The sequence below is a fragment of the Microbacterium panaciterrae genome, assembly GCF_039541635.1.
Taxonomy (GTDB): domain Bacteria; phylum Actinomycetota; class Actinomycetes; order Actinomycetales; family Microbacteriaceae; genus Microbacterium; species Microbacterium panaciterrae.
The window spans coordinates 98,293-115,317 of record NZ_BAABGP010000005.1; the positions used below are offsets into that span (position 1 = coordinate 98,293).

The 17,025-nt window shown below is 72.8% G+C and carries 14 protein-coding genes; 10 read left to right on the forward strand and 4 right to left on the reverse strand.

Annotation, left to right across the window (positions count from 1 at the left end; genetic code table 11):
- Positions 1-4 precede the first annotated feature (4 nt).
- The gene (locus ABD882_RS04050; protein ID WP_345184613.1) at positions 5-565 is read left to right on the forward strand and encodes a DNA-3-methyladenine glycosylase I; all 561 of its coding nucleotides are present in this window, start codon (positions 5-7) and stop codon (positions 563-565) included.
- Between the two features lie 13 nt (positions 566-578).
- On the opposite strand, the gene ABD882_RS04055 is transcribed toward ABD882_RS04050, so the two are convergent.
- Positions 579-1,109 (reverse strand): hypothetical protein, encoded by a 531-nt coding sequence (locus ABD882_RS04055; protein WP_345184615.1) that lies wholly within the window; start codon positions 1,107-1,109, stop codon positions 579-581.
- Between the two features lie 106 nt (positions 1,110-1,215).
- Here ABD882_RS04055 and ABD882_RS04060 point away from each other — a divergent pair, with 106 nt between their 5' ends.
- Positions 1,216-2,178, forward strand: coding sequence for a DUF5684 domain-containing protein (locus tag ABD882_RS04060; RefSeq protein ID WP_345184617.1), 963 nt, complete (start codon positions 1,216-1,218; stop codon positions 2,176-2,178).
- Between the two features lie 10 nt (positions 2,179-2,188).
- On the opposite strand, the gene ABD882_RS04065 is transcribed toward ABD882_RS04060, so the two are convergent.
- From ABD882_RS04065 to eccD, 3 genes are read right to left on the reverse strand one after another with little or no spacing between them, the layout of a single operon-like run.
- Positions 2,189-3,481, reverse strand: coding sequence for a S8 family serine peptidase (locus ABD882_RS04065; RefSeq protein ID WP_345184618.1), 1,293 nt, complete (start codon positions 3,479-3,481; stop codon positions 2,189-2,191).
- A complete protein-coding gene (gene eccB / locus ABD882_RS04070) occupies positions 3,478-4,794 on the reverse strand; it encodes a type VII secretion protein EccB (RefSeq protein ID WP_345184621.1) in 1,317 nt (438 codons plus the stop codon). The genes ABD882_RS04065 and eccB overlap by 4 nt, the downstream gene beginning before the upstream one ends.
- Before the next feature lie 3 nt (positions 4,795-4,797).
- Positions 4,798-6,129, reverse strand: coding sequence for a type VII secretion integral membrane protein EccD (eccD, locus tag ABD882_RS04075; RefSeq protein WP_345184623.1), 1,332 nt, complete (start codon positions 6,127-6,129; stop codon positions 4,798-4,800).
- 255 nt (positions 6,130-6,384) lie between these two features.
- On the opposite strand from eccD, the gene ABD882_RS04080 reads away from it, so the two are divergent.
- From ABD882_RS04080 to eccCa, 8 genes are all read left to right on the forward strand, one after another.
- Complete coding sequence (locus ABD882_RS04080; RefSeq protein ID WP_345184625.1) at positions 6,385-6,702, forward strand: WXG100 family type VII secretion target; 318 nt, start codon at positions 6,385-6,387, stop codon at positions 6,700-6,702.
- 30 nt (positions 6,703-6,732) lie between these two features.
- On the forward strand, positions 6,733-7,023 hold the full coding sequence (locus ABD882_RS04085) for a WXG100 family type VII secretion target (RefSeq protein ID WP_345184628.1): 291 nt from the start codon (positions 6,733-6,735) through the stop codon (positions 7,021-7,023).
- 78 nt (positions 7,024-7,101) lie between these two features.
- Positions 7,102-7,479: a hypothetical protein gene (locus tag ABD882_RS04090; protein ID WP_345184630.1), complete on the forward strand. Its 378-nt coding sequence runs from the start codon at positions 7,102-7,104 to the stop codon at positions 7,477-7,479.
- Positions 7,480-7,487: 8 nt separating this feature from the next.
- Entirely contained in the window at positions 7,488-8,873 is a 1,386-nt protein-coding gene (locus tag ABD882_RS04095; RefSeq protein ID WP_345184632.1) for a S8 family peptidase, read from the forward strand.
- Complete coding sequence (locus ABD882_RS04100; RefSeq protein WP_345184634.1) at positions 8,870-10,099, forward strand: hypothetical protein; 1,230 nt, start codon at positions 8,870-8,872, stop codon at positions 10,097-10,099. Before ABD882_RS04095 ends, ABD882_RS04100 begins: the two co-directional genes overlap by 4 nt.
- A gap of 65 nt (positions 10,100-10,164) precedes the next feature.
- Positions 10,165-11,616, forward strand: coding sequence for a hypothetical protein (locus ABD882_RS04105; RefSeq protein WP_345184637.1), 1,452 nt, complete (start codon positions 10,165-10,167; stop codon positions 11,614-11,616).
- A complete protein-coding gene (locus ABD882_RS04110; RefSeq protein WP_345184639.1) occupies positions 11,613-13,043 on the forward strand; it encodes an RDD family protein in 1,431 nt (476 codons plus the stop codon). The genes ABD882_RS04105 and ABD882_RS04110 overlap by 4 nt, the downstream gene beginning before the upstream one ends.
- A complete protein-coding gene (gene eccCa / locus ABD882_RS04115) occupies positions 13,040-16,996 on the forward strand; it encodes a type VII secretion protein EccCa (RefSeq protein WP_345184641.1) in 3,957 nt (1,318 codons plus the stop codon). Before ABD882_RS04110 ends, eccCa begins: the two co-directional genes overlap by 4 nt.
- The last annotated feature ends 29 nt before the right edge of the window (positions 16,997-17,025 follow it).

Sequence of the window (17,025 nt, forward strand, 5' to 3'; positions counted from 1 at the left end):
GAGCATGACCGCCGACGATCGCCCGCGCTGCCCCTGGGCCGGGGATGACCCGGAGTATCGCCGCTATCATGACGAGGAGTGGGGCCGGCCGCTGCACGGTGACCGCGCGCTGTTCGAGAAGATGGTGCTGGAGGGCTTTCAGGCGGGCCTCAGCTGGATCACCATCCTGCGTAAGCGGCCGCGGTTCCGGGAGGCATTCGCGGGCTTCGACCCCGCCGTGGTCGGCGCGTTCGGTGACGACGACATCGCGCGGCTGATGGCGGATGCGGGGATCATTCGGAACAGGGCGAAGATCGAGGCCACGATCGGCAACGCCCGGATCGTGCAGGAGATGGTGGAGGGCGAGCTCGATGCGTTCATGTGGTCGTTCGCGCCGCCCTCGCGAAGCGGCCCCCGTCCCCGCACGATGGACGAGCTGCCCGCCGTGACCCCCGAGTCGGAGGCGATGAGCAAGGCGCTGCGCAAGCGCGGGTTCCGTTTCGTCGGACCGACCACGATGTACGCGCTCATGCAGTCCGCCGGCATGGTCGACGACCACCTCGAGGGATGCTGGCGCGCGGTCTGAGGGCTGGAGCCGCTCAGGAGACGGACGGATCCGGATCCGGCTTGCGGAATGCCTGACGCATGTGGTCGCTGGTGAGGAAGTCGGCGATGCCGATCATGATCAGGCTGAACACGATCTGCTCGGTCACCATCCAGGCCGGGTACAGGCCGGGGATCGCGGCCATCACGAGCGTGATCACCGGGAAGATCTGCGCGAACAGCCGCAGCCGCTGGTACGCCCAGCGCCAGCCGAGCGCCGCACGCCAGCCGAAGTAGAACAGCGTCGCGGTCATCGCGAGCACGATCAGGGCGCGCATCCACACCGCGAACGGCACGGCGGCGATGCTGCGTGCATCCACCGCGATCACGATCGCGACGACGACGGCGGCGAGGCCGATCACGAGCTCGAGGGCGAGCAGCCAGAAGATCCAGCGGAAGGCACGCAGGGTGCGGGGGTGGGTGCGATCCTCCTCCGCGATCATGACGTGCGCCTGCCGCCCGCCGGCGAGGCGATCGACGCGCAGCAGCATCGGCTCCATGCGCCGCAGGACGGGGTCGAGGATCATGCTCCGAGCCTACGACCTGGACCTTGGCGAACGTTGCCGGTGCTCGCTCAACGACCCGAGGCGCCCGGATAGGCTGGGCGGCGGACGATACGGAGGGGGATCGCTCATGGCTCTGCCCATCGGGTCGGCGCTGCTTCCCGCGCTCATCGCGGCCGCGGCGGTCGCGGGCGTTCTCGGGGTCGCCCTCTGGGTCTGGTACGCGATCGCGCTGTCCCGGCTGTTCCCGCGACTCGGCGGTGAGGGGTGGAAGGGCTGGGTCCCGATCCTCAACGAGGCCGAGATCTTCGCACGGGGCGGGGTGCCCGCCTGGGGCGTCGTCTTCTTCTTCATCCCGGTGCTGCAGCTCTACGGCCTGTTCCTGAAGATCGTCGCGACGCACCGCATCGGCGTCCGCTTCCGGCACGGTGCCGGGTTCACCGTGCTTGCGATCCTGATCCCTCCGCTCTGGGCCACGCTGCTCGCCGTGGGTCCGGATCCTGCTCCCGAAGCGCCCGCCGGATCGGCATCGACCGGGCCGCACACCGGGGGGATCCGCACTCGCGTCGTCTCGCCGCGCGCCGTGCTCGCCCGCGACGCATCGGGCTACGCGATCCCGTCGTCGGCCGTGCCGGAGCCCGCGCTGATCGATGCGGTTCCGGTCGAGTCCACTGCGGCTCCGGCGCCCGTGCCACAGGCCCCGGCCCCCGCCGCTCCGGCCCCTATCCCGATCCCGGCGCCCGCTGCGCCGGCTCCCGCGGCCGCGGAGCGCTGGCTGCTGGTCCTGGACGACGGCATGCGGATCCCGCTCACCGGCACCGGGATCGTGCTGGGACGGGCGCCCGTCGGCGGCGGGACGGATCAGCTGGTGCGGGTCCCCGACGCCACCCGGACGCTCTCCAAGACGCACGCGCGGCTGGATCGCGATGGCGCCGGCTGGCTGCTGACCGACCTGAATTCGACGAATGGCGTGCGCCTGTTCGCGCGTGACGGCGGAGAAACCGTGCTCGCCGCGGGCGTCGCCGCCGTCGTCCACGGCAGGATCCTGCTCGGCGACGTGGGCATGCTGATCATCCTCGACGGCGCGGGCTGAACTCGACCCCTCAGAACGGCTCGGGCGTCTCCCGGTCGAACAGGCCGCCCTGGCGTGGAGGTGCGGTCGCGGCCGTCTCCGCCTGCTCCGTGCGGCGGCGGCGCAGCAGCAGGAGCGTCGTCAGCAGGCCCAGCAGGGCCGCCGCGCCGACCCCGGCCAGGATCGCGGCCTGCTGGGTCGCGACGAACGGCGACGGTGCCGGATCGGCCCCGACTGCGGCCCCCGCGGGGCGCACGGCACTGTGCCCGGTGTCAGCGAACGGACTGACCGGCCCGCGGATGCTCGCGTCGGGCAGCAGGTCGATCGCGGCGAGCGGCTGCACGAAGCCCCAGCCGTCGTGATCGTCGCGGTGGTCGGCGTCGGAGCGGAGGGCGGTCGCGGTGAGCCGGTACACCCAGGCGGCGGTCGGCTCGTGCGGATGCGCCTGCGCGACGAGGGCGGCCGCACCGCTCGCGTAGGCCGTGGCGAAGCTCGCGGACGGCACCTTGTCGAACTGGCAGTCGCCGGCCCCCGTGGCCGTGCTCAGCACGTTGGCACCCGGCGCGGAGAGCGCGACCTGCGGCCCGTGGATGGAGTCATCTGTGGCCCGGCCGTCGTCGGCGGCTGCGGTGACGCCCAGCCCCTCGGGGTACCCGGCGGGGTAGCGCACGCCGTCCGGCGCATCGGGCGCCGAGGCCCGGTTGCCGGCGCTCGCCACGACGAGGCTGTGCTGGGCAGCGGCGTAGGCGACCGCGGCGCGCAGCTCGGGCGCGTCCTGCTGCATGCTGAGCGACACGTTGATCACCCGGGCGCCGTGATCGACCGCCCAGCGGATCCCCTCGGCGATCCGGCCCGCCGTGGGGCCGAATCCGCGCTTCACGTCGTCCTCGTTGTCGCTGCGGAACACGCGCACCGACAGCAGGGTGGCGTCCGGCGCGAGCCCGACCACACCGGATCCCGCCACCCGACGCGCGGCGATCGCGCCGGCGACGACGGTGCCGTGACCCTGCGGGTCGCTGAGGCCGTCCGCGCGCTCGCCGTCGCCGACCAGGTTGACGCCGCCGGCGACCGCGCTGGCCAGATGCGGGTTGGCCGCGTCGATGCCCGAGTCGACGATCGCGACGGTCACTCCGCGCCCGGTCGCGCGCTGGTTCGCGGCCGCGGCGTTCAGCGACTCCAGCGCGGGCGGGGTGTTCGGGGTGAAGACGACGTGACCGGGCTGGCAGGAGTCGTCCGCCGCGAACGCCGGCGTCGTGGCGGGGCCGATCAGCACGCCGGCCACGGTGAGCGCGGCGACGCCGAGGATCCCGGCGGCGCGTCTCATCCGCCGCTCGCGGCCGCCGGCGTGCGCCCGGCCGCGGCGCTGGAGAGCGCGGGCCCGGCGGGGAAGAACTGGATCCAGGCGTCCGTCGCCCGGCCGACGTCGCCGGTCGCGAAGCCCAGACGCTGCACGGCGTCCTTGCCGCCCGCGACCGCGTAGGCGGTGCCGGATCCGTCGATCAGCATCGGCATCGCGGCCGACCCCTCGCCCACCTGCACGAGCGCGCCCGTGCCGACCTTCACCTGCGGGGCCTTGCGGTCGTCCGGGAGCTTCGCCGTCGTCGAGGCGAGCACCGTGTGCGCGTCCTTGTCGAGCAGCGCGCAGGTCGCGGCGTCCGCGGGCAGGGGCGTCAGGGCGTTCGCCGGCCAGTCGGATCCGCCGGCGTTGGCTCCGGTGGGCAGGGCGGCGAGCTGTGCGGGCGGCAGGTCGCGCACCTGGGCGCCGTTCGCGCCGCTGCCGAGCAGATACAGCTGATAGGCGAGCGCGGTGAGCGGAGCGGCCTTGCCGTCGGCGGTGATGACGTAGCGCTCGTCGGTGGGGCGGCCCTGCACGTGCACGATCTCGCCGCTGACCAGATCGCTGCTCGGGATCCGCACCCCGGTGCCCGACAGCACGAGCGGCGCGAAGTCGCTGCCCGGAGCGAACAGATTCAGCCAGCGTCCGTCGACGGCGGCGATGCGGGCGGTGCCGAGCCCGACCGCGCGCAGCACCGCGTCGGCCGAGGCCGCGGGCACCGCGTGCCGCAGCCCGCCCGAGATCACGAACAGCTCGTCGCCGCGACGCACCACGGTGCCGGCGCCCGCCGAGGCCGCGACAGCGGATCCCCCGCCGATCGACACCGCCGGTGCCGCACCGCCGTCCACGCACGCCGTCCAGCCGGTGTTGCGCAGGGAAGAGGGGGCCGGGATGTCGTCGGGCGCGCCGAGGATGCCGAGTGAGGGGCCGACCGGGATCTTCGCGAGCGTCACCTGATCCGTCTTGATGACGTCGAACTGGCCGGAGGGGATCAGCAGGCGCGCGCTCGCCGCGTTGATCACGGGGTGCAGCACGCCCTTGACCGAGACGTAGCGCGCGCCGGTGTCGGTGGCCACGATGAGGCGGTGATCCTCCCAGCCCTGCGGGAGCCCCGGGCGCAGCAGCCCGTAGAAGAGGCCGCCGAGCAGCACCATGATCGTGAGGGCGACTCCGGCCGTGACCGCGCGCAACGGTTTCGCCGGGTCGAGCTCCTTGCCGCCGGGGGCGCCGGAGGTGAACGCCGAGAGCAGCCGTCTCCGGCTGAACCCCTGCGCCTCGATGAGGTCCTTCTTGGTCGCCATCGTCTACAGCAGCCCTGCCGTGACCACGCCGAGCGGCAGCACCAGCGCCATCGCGATGATCTCGACGGTGTCGGCGGCGCGGGCGAGCCTCAGCCGGGCCTTCGGGCGCATCAGGGTGAGCCCGATCAGGATGATGGTCGCGGCCAGCAGCACGACGAGCAGGCTCTGCCGCAGATCGGGCTGGGCCAGAGCCACGGTGAGGCCGGTGGCGGCGAGGCCGAGGGCGCCGATGAGCATCAGCACGAGCACCCCGCGCCGGGCATGCACCTGCCGCGACTGGAACATCATGCCGATGAACGCGAGCAGGCACAGGATCGCGCCGGGCAGGCCGTGCCCCGCGACCAGCGGGGTCGCGACGAGCGCCGCGATCCCCAGCGCCGCGCGCAGGGAGATGAGGGTGCGCGTGCCCGCGGCCGCCCGGCGCTTGACGTCGTCGCCGTCGATGGGCGCGGGTTCGCTGAAGATGTCGGCGTCGCTCTGCGGCGAGATCACCCGGATCCGGGTGGAGGTGAGCACGAGCCAGGGCAGCCCGTTCGCGAGCGTCGCCGTGATCGCGAGCATGAGCGCGTAGGGGGCGATGACGGATCCGAGCAGTGCGCTCAGCGCGGCCGTGATCCCGATGACGCCGCCGAGCACGAGCGGGATGAGGTGGATCTCGGGCTTGTCGTTCGCGACGGCCAGGCTCACCCCGCCGACCACGAGCATGCCGAGGCCCGCGGCCGCGAAGGGCCACCCCCACACCGCCGTCCCGGGCAGGGCGAGGAACCCGCACAGACCGCCGAACACCGCGGCCGCGAGCCCGAGCGCGTGCCCGGCCTCGGTCTGCTCCAGCCGGATCAGCACGCCCGCCGCGGCGGCGAGCACGACGGCTCCGCCGCCCGCGATCACCGCGGAGAGCACTCCGCCGCCGCTCGCGACGAGCAGCAGGGCGCACAGTGCGAGGAAGGTGAGGCTGATGAACAGGGCGGTGCGGGCGCTGTCCTGGGGGCTCCAGACGCCGTGCTGCTCGCTGGTCGCGTCGATCACGGCCTCGACCACGTCGTCGTAGACGCGCGGGGCGGGGACCAGGCCGCCGCGGACGAGCGTCAGCAGTTCGCCGTCGTGCACGCCCTGCGCGAGGGCCCCGCGTGCGGGGTCGAGTGCGGTGCCGTCCGCGCGGTGCAGGGCGTAGCCGCCGTGCGCGAGGGTGGGATCGAGCACCCCGAGACTGCGGGCGAAGCCGGGGATGATCTCGACCAGGGGCACCTGTGCGGGCACCCCCGCGTCCAGTCGCCGGTCGTCGCTGACGATCGACAGCCGGAGCACGGCTCCTGTCGCAGCGCTGCCCTGTTCCATAGGACGCAGTCCCCCCTCGTCGTCCCCGGCCGCCGTCGCGACCGGGCATGACCGCCCTTCACTTTACCTGTGCCGGTCTCGTGCACAGAGGTCATCTGCCTCCCGCGCATGGGTAGTCCTCCCCATTGGTCATCACGATGGCCCTCGTCTAACCTGCTGGAGAGGGGGACGGGCCACCGGAACGAACCGGCGGCAGGTCGGGCTGATCCTGGTCACGAGTCCTCCGCTCGAACAGGACCGGAGGAGAGTGAGTTTATGGCTGACGTCATTTCCGCAGAGGAAGGCGCCCTCAAGAAGGGGGCGCAGGCGGTGAACACCGCCAAGGCCGGCATCGACCAGCAGGTCAAGAAAGTGCGCGGCGAGATCGAGCAGGTGCGAGGCTACTGGACTGGCGGCGCGGCCGACGCGTTCGGCGCTCTCATGACCCGCTGGGACGAGAACACCCGCCAGCTCAACAACGTGCTGATCACGCTCGAGGACGCGCTGAGCGGCACGGAGAAGGACCAGGCGGCCACCGAAGAGCAGCACCGTTCGACCATCTCGGGCCTCGGCTCGATGATGTCGGGCGCGTGAGCGGCGAGATCACAGGACTTTAAGGAGAACATGATGCAGTCGATGTCGGTGCGTCCGGAGCACGTCAACAGCCTGGCCAACGAGATCCGCACGGGAGCCAACGGCATCCGCACGGAGCTCGACAACCTCGACACCGAGGTGGGCAAGCTGCGCTCGGCCTGGAGCGGTGAGGCGCAGGGCGCCTACGACCAGGCTCAGGCCAAGTGGAACAAGTCGCTGGTCGAGCTGCAGCAGCTGCTCGAGCAGATCGCGACGAAGACCGAGCAGATGTCGGGCGAGTACGTCTCGCGCGACAAGTCTTCGGCCGGTCGCTTCCAGTAAGGATCGATGTCCGCGGGTGCGGTCCGGGAACGGATCCGCATCCGCGGCATTTGCGGTGTCGGAGGGAATGAGGGGGCTATGGGCGTTCCGATCGCCATGGACATGGACGGGGTCTTCGCGCTGACGAAGAAGATCCTGCAGTCGTTGCAGGAGTTCCCGGCGGCCGAGTCGCTGGCCGAATCGAAGGGCGGATCCTCCGCGGTCACGGCCGAGCTGCGCGCCGAGATCACCAAGGCGGCTCAGCAGATGAGCCTCACCACGGCGCAGATCGTCGAGCAGGTCAACGCCATGCACGACGAGATCAAGGCCGCGGTGGCCCGGCTCGTCGACGCGGACGCCTCGATGGCCGACGAGGGCAAGACCCTGCTCTCGCTGCTGGACTCCGCCGAGAAGCAGGTCGCGCCGACGCCGGATCCCGGCACCACGGGCGCGAAGCCGAAGAACACCGCTTACTGATGCGCGGGATGTCGTTGCCGAGAGTGGCCGGGGCGGTCGTCCTGTGCGCCGCTCTGGTGGGCGTCGGCACGGTTCCGGCGCAGGCGGACGACCTGTCGTCCGGATCCTGGTACTACGATCGCGGCCACGTGCAGGATGCGCACGACGCCGGATACACCGGCCAGGGCGTCACGATCGCGGTCATCGACACGCAGATCGACACCGACGTGCCGACGCTGCGGAAGGCGAACGTCGAGGTCGCGCCGCACACACCGTGCTACGCGCCGGATGGCTCGGCCCTCCCGCCGCGGTCGACGGATCCGGCGACGGCCGCGCATGCGACCGATGTCGCATCGCTGATCGCGGGCACCGGTGCCGCAGACGCGGCCCAGCTGCCGATCCGCGGCGTCGCACCGGGCGCGAAGGTCCTCTTCTACGCCGTCGGCGGATCCATCACCGACGATCACACGTTCGAGTGCCTGGATGCGGCGGGGAAGAACCAGGCGGGCGCTCCGCTCGCCCAGGCGATCGATGCCGCCGTCGCCGCGCATGCGGACATCGTGACGATCTCTCAAGGCACCGTCGTCGACGGCGATATCACCGACGCGCTGGTGCGTGCCTACGTGCACGGGGTGATCGTCGTCGCCGCGCTCCCGAACGACACCTTCGCGCACGACGCCGACCTGCTGTGGCCGGTCGGGGCGAACGGCGTGGTCGCCGTGCAGGCATTCGACCAGGACGGCAACATCGCGGCCACCGACCTGGGATGGAAGAAGACACCGAGCACCAGTGAGCACGTGAAGATCGCCGCTCCCGGTCTCGGCATTCTGCAGCAGGGCGCCGGCGGGTCGTGGGATGTGCAGCAGCTGCGCGGCAACACGGCGATGTCGGCGGCAGTGACCTCCGGTTTCCTGGCGGTGCTGAAGAGCAAGTACCCGAAGGCGACGGGCAACCAGCTCCTGCAGACCATAATCCGCAACACCGGCAATTCCCATCACGAACCGGAGTGGGCCCGTGACTTCGGGTACGGGGCGATCTCGCTGACCTTCATGCTGAAGGACGATCCGCGCGCGTATCCGGATGTGAACCCGTTCTTCGAGACCGCGCATCCGAGCGGTCTCCCGCTGCCGAACCTCGAGCAGCTCACGAAGGCGGGCGGCGCCATCGCCTCCCCCGCGCCGAGCGCTCGGCCATCCACGGCAGCGACGGCACCGGCGGCGGCGCAAGGGCGGGACGATGGGGCCTGGATGCCGTGGGCGATCGGCGGTGCCGCGGCGCTCGTGCTGCTGGTCGGCGCCGGCGCGGCGATCCTGGTATCCGCCTCGTCACGGCGGCGAAGGCAGGCTGCGAGCGCAGCGGAGAGATCGGAAGGCGCGACGGACGTCGCGTATGTCGACGAGGGGGTAAGCCGATGACCGGCGAATACAACGGCAAGAGCGCCGAAGAGGAACTGACCGCGATCCGCGGCATCGAGGACTGGCGGATCCCCGAGGCGATGTCGCTGCAGCTGTCGCTGGGATCTCTGGACACGGCGCTGAAGGCGCTGGTCGAGTCGGACGCGGCCTGGCAGGGCGAGGCGGGAGACGCCGCGCGGGCGCACGTCACCCAGATGCGCACCGAGTTCGCCCGGATCGAGAAGCTGGTCGGGGTCATCGTCGGGGCGATCGACACGGCGAACACGTCACGCCGGGCGACAGTCTCCGGGACAGAGCTGCCCAGCGACGCCGTCCCCCCGTTCTGGGTCAACGCGGTGAAGGCCGGCGGGACGGTCACCTATCCCGGGCTCGGCCCCCTCCCGGCGAACACCGCGCTCTCCGCGATCTCGAACCTCCTCGCGGGGCAGCGCGATGAGCAGGCGCAGAAGACGGTCGAGTCCGTGCGGACGGCGATGGTGGATCCGACGCAGAAGATCGCGAAGGCGCGGGCCGAGATGGCCGGCGACGAGCAGACCCCGCCGGGAGGCGCTCCCGCGTCGGGCGGCCCGATGGCGTTCCCGGGCGGAAGCTACCCCGGCGGAACCGGCGGAAGCTACCCCGGGTCCGTCTCCGGCGGCTACCCGGGCGGTGCCGGCTCCGTCCCCGGCGGCGGTGGCGGCGGTGGGCTCATCGGCGGCCCGGCCTATCCTCCGGGCGGAACCTACCCCGGCGGTCCCGGTCCGTTCCCCGGCGACCGGCCGACGATCGACGACCCGAATCTGAACGGACACGTCCCCGGCGGCGGAGTTCCTGGACACGGAACCCTGCCGGGCGGAAGCGCCGGCGGCACGGTGCCGGGCGGTCTGCTCGGCGGCGCGATCGGCGGGGGCGGGGCGGCGGCGCTCGCGTTCGGCGCGCGTGGCGGCCTCTCCGGCCTGGGCGGGCGCGGCCTGTCCGGCCTGACCTCCGGCGGCCTGCTCGGCGGCGGCACGGGTGGTGTGAGCGGCGCCGGCGGCGCCGGGGCTGCGCAGCCGGGTGCGACCGGGATGGGATCCCGTTCCGGCGGCGGCATGGTCGGCGGGCAGGGCGGCTCCGGCTCCGAGGAGAAGAAGCAGCGCCGCGGCGGTGCAGACGGCCCCATCGCGGAGCACCTGGAAGACGACGACGAGCCCATCGCCCGCGCGAAGGGCGCTCGCGCCGGCTCGCGCGACGACGCCTCGGAGTGATGCTTTCCGGGGCTCCGAGTTCAGGAGCCCGCAGGCCGTACGAGCAGGCCGGATAGGGTGCAGTGGTGGCCGGAGGAGTGATCGAACGTCGGCGGATCGTGCTGACGGGGGAGCGGGCGCGGGTGGATCTCGCGCTGCCCCTCGGCGATCCGCTCGCCGACGTGCTCGCCTCCGCGCGCCTCGTCGAGACGGTGCTCGGCCCGTCGGCGGGCTCCGCGGCAGGGCAGATCCCGACGCGGTTCGTGGTGCTCGATCCGCTCGGGTACGAGGTCGACGCGGCGACGGCCGGCGAGGATCTCGTCGAGGGAGGCCTGTACACGCTGGTCGATCTGTCCGCGCCGGTGACGGCCCCGGAGCGGAAGCGCTCGCGCGCCGAAGGGTCCGACCGCGCCGATCACGGTTCGCGCTGGCTGCTGCTCGCAGTCACGGCGCTGCTGCTGCTCGCGGCCGTCGCCGGGACGACCCCGGCCGAGCCCTGGATCCGGCTCGCGATCGCGGTGATCGCGGCCGCCGGTGCAGTGATCACAGCCGCCGTCTGGGCGCGGGGCGCGGGATCGGCGGGCGTCCTCGCGCTGCGGGGCGCGCTCGCACCGGCCGCCCTGTCGTTCGCCGCCGGGGCGCTGATGATCCCGGGATCCCTGGAGGCGGCAACCCAGCTCTCGGTGGCCACGGGTCTGCTCGCCGCGGCCGTGACGGCGGCGCTGATCGCGCTGCTCACCCCGACCCGGCGGATCCGCGCGGCGGCGGGAACCGTCGCGATCCTGCTCGTCGCGTTCGGCGCGGTGTGGGGCTTCACTCTGCTCGTGCACTGGGGCGCCGCCGACGCGGCCGCGATCTGCCTCGGGCTGGTCCCGCTGCTGGTCAAGGCGCTGCCCAGCGCCCTGGTGAACCTGCCCGAGGGGGCGTTCATCGACTACGAGCACTTCATGAGCAGCCGGTGGACCGTGCGCGGCACGATCCCGGAACCCGTCACCGAGGTGCGCGTGCAGAGCGTGCGCGACGTCGTCGATGACTCCTCCGCCCGGCTCGCCGCGGGCACCGTGCTGCTCGGGGTCGCGGCCGCGGTGTTCGCGCCGTTCGCCGTGCAGCGTCCGTGGGGGGAGGATCCGTTCGTCCTCTCCGGCGGGATCGCGCTCCTGGTGTGCACGGTGCTGGCCCTGCTGCTGATCCCGCGGCACACCACCTCCCGGCTGCTGCGCTGGGTTCCCCGCGCCGCCGCCGTCGTGGTGCTGGTGGTCGCGGTCGCCGGTCTCACCGCCGGCGCCGTGCAGGGCGCGGCCCTGATCCCATGGGTGCGCACGCTGGGCGCCGACGGGATGCTGCTCGCCGCCGCAGGACTGTTCGTGGCGGCGGTGATCGCCGTCGCCGTGACACGCCCGGTGTCGCGGGGTGCGAGCTCGCTAGTGCTGTCTCGCGTGGCCGACGTCGTCGAGGGCCTCGCGGTCGCGCTGGCGCTGCCGGCGGCGCTGCTCTACGCCGATGTGCTCACCCTGTTGCGTGGAATGATGGCAGCGTGAGTGGAAACGGTGCCTATCCCGGGGGGCCTGGCACGTCCGGCGGAGCGTCCGGCGTTCCGGATCCGCATGCGGTGATCGATCCCGGCGCCCCTGCTCCGTCCCGTCGTCGGCGGCGGGATGAGCGTGCGACCGCGTCGACGCAGCCGGCGGCCGCGCCGGTGCCCGCTGCACCCGCGCCCCGCGGATCGAGCATCCCCGCGCCGTTCTCCGCGCCGGCTCCGGTCGGACCCGCGGCGGTCGCGCCGGTGCTCGTCACCGCTGTCCCCTCAGGTCCCGCGAGCCCTTCGAGCCCGGCAAGCCCTGCGAGAGCCTCAGGGACCGGGGGGAGTGTCTCAGGGGGCGGCGTGCTCGGCGCGGCGTTCGCCGGAGGCCCCGCGTCGACCAGTGCGCGTCTGGTCGCGTTCACGATCGACGCGGTGCTCATCGGCATCGTCGCGGCGGGCGTGCTCGTCGGCACGCGCAGCGCGATCCTGATGGTCGTGGTCGCCCTGCAGCTCGCGATCGGCTTCTGTGTCGCCCTCGCCCGCACGGGCGCGACGCCCGGCAACCTGATGCTGCGGCTGCGCGCCGCGCGCGGCGATGCGCCGTTCTCGCCGGGCACCGGACGGGCGTTCGTGCGCGCGCTCGTGACCGGAGCCGGCTTCCTCGTCGGGATCGGATCCTGGATCGTGGTGGCGTCGAGCGCCTGGGACTCCGGCGCGCGGCGCCGGTCGTGGGCGGATCGCGCGGCCGGCACGGTCGTGGTCGCTGTGCCGCGCCGGGGGTCGGCCGTGGCCGTCTCCGCCGCCGTCTCCTCGGTCGCGCCGCCCCTGGTGTTCAGCACCTCGGTCCGGCCTGCGGTCGATGACGACGAGGCGCCCGTCGTCCCGACGATGGGGTCCGCGCCCGCCCCGGCACTGCCCGTCGCGCCCGCCCCGGCGCCGATTCCGCCGGCCTCCTCCGCGCCCGCACCTCCCGCCCCCGCCCCTATGGCAGCACCGGTCACACCCGCGCCAGCAGCGCCGGCCACGCCCGTCTCGGCTCCCGTCGCCCCGGCCGCAGCGCCTTCCTCCACCGGAGGCGCGGCACTGCTGCTCAGCTTCGACACCGGGCAGCGGGTCCGCATCGACCTGCCCGCCACGGTCAACATGGGCCGCCGTCCCGCGCCCTCCGAGCCGGGCGATCAGCTCGTGTCGGTCGACGATCCGGACAGCACCGTCTCCAAGACCCACCTGCGGCTGGAGCACTCCCGCGGACGCACCTGGGCCACGGATCTCGGATCCACGAACGGATCCGGCATCTTCGCGGACGACGGTCGCCGTGCCGAGCTCGCCCCGGGCGCCCGCACGCTGCTCGACGACGGCGACCGCGTGCGCGTCGGCGACCGGGTGTTCACGGTCAGCCTGCTGCTGCCGACCGGCTACGACGAGAGAGGCGAGAACGCATGACGGGTCCGCGACTGGCACCACCGCGGGTCCCCACGGGCAAGCTCACCGTGCAGCCGCCGCCGGAGCTGCAGCCCAGCGACGGCGGGTCCAGCCTGCTCACCTCGATGCTGCCGATGCTCGGCAGCGTCGGCGCCGTCGTCATGGTCGGCATGACCAACCGCGGGCCGGGCGGCTTCCTCATCGGCGGCATGGTGCTGGTCTCGTCGCTCGGGTTCGTGCTCGTGAACGGCTGGCGTCAGCGCTCGCAGCGGCAGTCCGCGACCCTGGCCGCGCGCCGGGAATACCTCGCCTATCTCACTGACCTCCGTGAATCCGTCCGCGTCGCCGCACGCCAGCAGCGTCGGGCCGCGAACTGGCAGCTGCCCGCGCCGGCCGCCCTGCCGTACGTCGCCGAGGAGCGCACCCGCATCGGCGAGCGATCGCCTGCGGATCCCGACTTCCTCTCGGTGCGCGTCGGACTCAGCGACCAGCCGCTCTGCATCACGCTGGAGGCGCCAGAGCTGCCGCCGCTCGCACAGCTCGATCCGGTCGCCGCCTCCGCCGCGCACCGGTTCATGCTTGCGCACTCGACCCAGACCCAGCTGCCGCTCGGCGTCTCGCTGCGCGATTACGCCCGCGTCGAGGTGACCGGCGACGAGGACGCCGCGCGGAGCCTCGCCCGCGCGATGCTGCTGCACATCGCGACCATGCACGATCCGGAGAACGTGCAGATCGTGATCGCGGCGGATCAGGCCGCGCTGCCGCAGTGGGAGTGGGCGAAGTGGCTGCCGCACACGCACTCCCGCACCGGGCGTGACGCGCTCGGCCCCGCCCGCATGATCGGATCGCGGCTGAGCGACCTCGAGGAGCTGCTCCCCGTCGAGATCCGCGAGCGCCCGCGGTTCTCCCGTGCCGGCGGATCCGCGCAGCTGCCGCACATCGTGGTGCTCACCGACGGCGTGCAGGCATCGACTCTGGTCGACGGCGTCTCGGGCATCACGGTGATCGACCTGCCCGCGCGCTGGGGCGAGCTCGAGGACGACACCACGCTGCGGGTCGCGCTCTCGGCGACGCAGCCCGGTGCGGCCGAGCTCGTGAGCCGCCAGGTGTCGGCGCAGCCGTTCCATGTCGACGCCATCACGATCGTCGAGGCGGAGGCCACGGCCCGTCGGCTCATCTCCGCACAGCCCACCGCGCTCTCTTCGACGGCCGACACCTCGGTGATCCGCGGACAGGCAGAGCTGGTCGACCTGCTCGGGCTGCCCGACGTGCGCGACATCGACTTCGACACGGCCTGGGCGCCGCGGCTCGAGCGCGACCGACTGCGCGTGCCGATCGGCCAGGCCGAGGACGGCTCGCCGCTGATCCTCGACATCAAGGAGTCGGCGCAGCTCGGCATGGGGCCGCACGGTCTCATCATCGGCGCGACCGGATCCGGCAAGTCCGAGGTGCTGCGCACGCTCGTGCTCGCCCTCACGCTCACGCACTCGCCGGAGCAGCTGAACTTCGTGCTCGTCGACTTCAAGGGCGGTGCGACGTTCGCGGGCATGGCCGGCATGCCGCACGTGTCCGCGATCATCACGAACCTGGGCAGCGAGCTCGCTCTTGTGGACCGGTTCCAGGATGCGCTGCAGGGCGAGGTCGTGCGCCGTCAGGAGCTGCTGCGCGCCGCCGGCAACTTCGCCAACGTCTCCGACTACGAGAAGGCCCGCCGCGGCGGTCGCACCGATCTGGAGCCGCTGCCCGCACTGCTCATCGTCGCCGACGAGTTCAGCGAGCTGCTGGCCGCGAAGCCCGAGTTCGTGGAGAGCTTCGTCAACATCGGCCGCGTCGGCCGTTCCCTTCAGGTGCACCTGCTGCTCGCGTCGCAGCGCCTGGAGGAGGGCAAGCTGCGCGGGCTCGACACCTACCTGTCGTACCGGATCGGTCTGCGCACCTTCTCCGCGTCCGAGTCGCGCGCCGTGCTCGGCGTGCCGGACGCCTACCACCTGCCGCCCGAGCCGGGCGTCGGGTTCCTCAAGAGCGACACCGAGACCATGACGCAGTTCCGCGCCGCCTACGTCTCGGGCACCCCGCCGCGCCGCCGCCGCGCGACGAGCGGCGCGCGTCAGGGCGATCAGGACGCGGCCGTCGAGCTGTTCACCGCCGCTCCCGTGCGGATCCGCGAGCAGCCGGACGAGGCGCCCGCCGAGCAGGCGCTGCCGGCCGAGCCCGAGGAGAAGCGCAACACGTTCGAGCTCGCCGTCGACCGGATGAGCGGACGCGGCCCCGAGGCGCACCGGGTGTGGCTGCCCCCGCTCGAGGTGCCGCCGACGCTCGGCGACCTGTTCGGCGACCTCGTCGAGGATCCGCAGCTCGGCCTGGTCTCGTCGCGCTGGCGGGCGGTCGGCGGACTCACGGTGCCGCTCGGGATCGTCGACGTGCCGCTCGAGCAGCGCCGCGAGAACCTGGTCGTCTCGCTCGCCGGCGCCGCCGGGCACATGGCGATCGTGGGTGCGCCGCTGAGCGGCAAGAGCACCCTCGCCCGCACGGCGGTCGCCGCCCTCGCCCTCACCCACACGCCGCGCGAGGTGCAGTTCTTCGTGATCGACTTCGGCGGTGGCAGCTTCGCCGGCATGCAGGGCTTCGCGCATCTGAGCGGCCTCGCCACCCGCTCCGAACCCGACGTGGTGCGCCGCACCGTGAGCGAGATCACCTCGCTGCTGAACGCGCGCGAGGTCTACTTCCGACAGAACGGGATCGACTCGATCGACACCTACCGGCGGCGCAGGGCGGAGGGATCCGTCGACGACGGGTACGGCGACATCTTCCTCGTCGTGGACGGCTGGGGCACGCTGCGCGCCGAGTTCGAGAACCTCGAGGCGCAGATCCAGGCGATCGCCGCGCGCGGTCTCACCTACGGCGTGCACGTGATCCTCACCGCCTCGCGCTGGATGGAGGTGCGCTCCAATGTGAAGGATCTGATCGGCACCAGGATCGAGCTACGCCTGGGCGAGGCCACCGACTCCGAGGTCGACCGCAAGGCCGCCGCGAACGTGACGTCGATGCCCGGCCGCGGTCTGAACCCGCGCGGCCTGCAGATGCTCACCGCGCTGCCCCGCATCGACGGGGTGGAGGACGCCGCCTCGCTCGCCGACGGCGTCGACGACCTGATGCGCCGGGTGGGCGCGGCCTGGCAGGGGCCCGCCGGCCCCAAGCTGCGGCTGCTGCCGGATCGGATCACGCACGACGAGCTGCGCGCACTCGCCGCGGCCGCGGGCGGCGGGACCGAGCCGCGTGAGATGCTGCTCGGCATCGACGAGGCCAGCCTCGCGCCGTTCTCGATCGACCCGCTCGCTGAGCCGCTTTTGTACCTGTACGGCGACGCCGACTCCGGCAAGTCGTCCATGCTGCGCGGCGCCGTGCACGAGATCATGCGGCTCTACGGCCCGAACGAGGCCAAGATCTTCGCCGTCGACTACCGGCGTGCCCTGCTCGGCGAGATCCCGCAGGAGTACCTCGGCGCCTACCTCACCTCGCATGAGCTGGCCGAGGGCGGCATGGGCGAGCTGGCGGCGTTCTTCCGCAGCCGCATCCCCGGGCCGGATGTCACGCCCGAGCAGCTGCGCACCCGCTCCTGGTGGACGGGCGCGGAGGGCTTCGTGCTCATCGATGACTACGACCTCGTCGCGACCTCGCAGGGCAACCCGATCTCGGTGCTCGCCCCGCTGCTGGCACAGGCGGCGGATCTGGGGCTGCACGTGATCCTCACCCGCCGCACCGGTGGCGCGAGTCGCGCGTCGTACGATCCGATCATCCAGCGCATGACCGACCTCGGTGCGACCGGGATCCTGCTCAGCGGCAGCCCGGAGGAGGGCCAGCTGATCGGCAAGGTCAAGGCGATCCCTTCCATTCCGGGACGTGCGCAGATCGTCAGCCGCGACCGCGGGCTCGTCGCCGCGCAGCTGCTCTGGGTCCCGCCGCGGTACGCGTAACAGGACCGGTCGCGTGCTCGCGCGGCGCC

Bases quoted from the DNA above. Each gene is read 5' to 3' on its own strand.
- ABD882_RS04055 (WP_345184615.1), bottom strand. From the start codon at position 1,109: ATGATCCTCGACCCCGTCCTGCGGCGCATGGAGCCGATGCTGCTGCGC.
- ABD882_RS04095 (WP_345184632.1), top strand. From the start codon at position 7,488: ATGTCGTTGCCGAGAGTGGCCGGGGCGGTCGTCCTGTGCGCCGCTCTG.
- ABD882_RS04080 (WP_345184625.1), top strand. From the start codon at position 6,385: ATGGCTGACGTCATTTCCGCAGAGGAAGGCGCCCTCAAGAAGGGGGCG.
- ABD882_RS04085 (WP_345184628.1), top strand. From the start codon at position 6,733: ATGATGCAGTCGATGTCGGTGCGTCCGGAGCACGTCAACAGCCTGGCC.
- ABD882_RS04050 (WP_345184613.1), top strand. From the start codon at position 5: ATGACCGCCGACGATCGCCCGCGCTGCCCCTGGGCCGGGGATGACCCG.
- ABD882_RS04090 (WP_345184630.1), top strand. From the start codon at position 7,102: ATGGGCGTTCCGATCGCCATGGACATGGACGGGGTCTTCGCGCTGACG.
- ABD882_RS04060 (WP_345184617.1), top strand. From the start codon at position 1,216: ATGGCTCTGCCCATCGGGTCGGCGCTGCTTCCCGCGCTCATCGCGGCC.
- ABD882_RS04065 (WP_345184618.1), bottom strand. From the start codon at position 3,481: ATGAGACGCGCCGCCGGGATCCTCGGCGTCGCCGCGCTCACCGTGGCC.
- eccB (WP_345184621.1), bottom strand. From the start codon at position 4,794: ATGGCGACCAAGAAGGACCTCATCGAGGCGCAGGGGTTCAGCCGGAGA.
- ABD882_RS04100 (WP_345184634.1), top strand. From the start codon at position 8,870: ATGACCGGCGAATACAACGGCAAGAGCGCCGAAGAGGAACTGACCGCG.
- eccD (WP_345184623.1), bottom strand. From the start codon at position 6,129: ATGGAACAGGGCAGCGCTGCGACAGGAGCCGTGCTCCGGCTGTCGATC.
- eccCa (WP_345184641.1), top strand. From the start codon at position 13,040: ATGACGGGTCCGCGACTGGCACCACCGCGGGTCCCCACGGGCAAGCTC.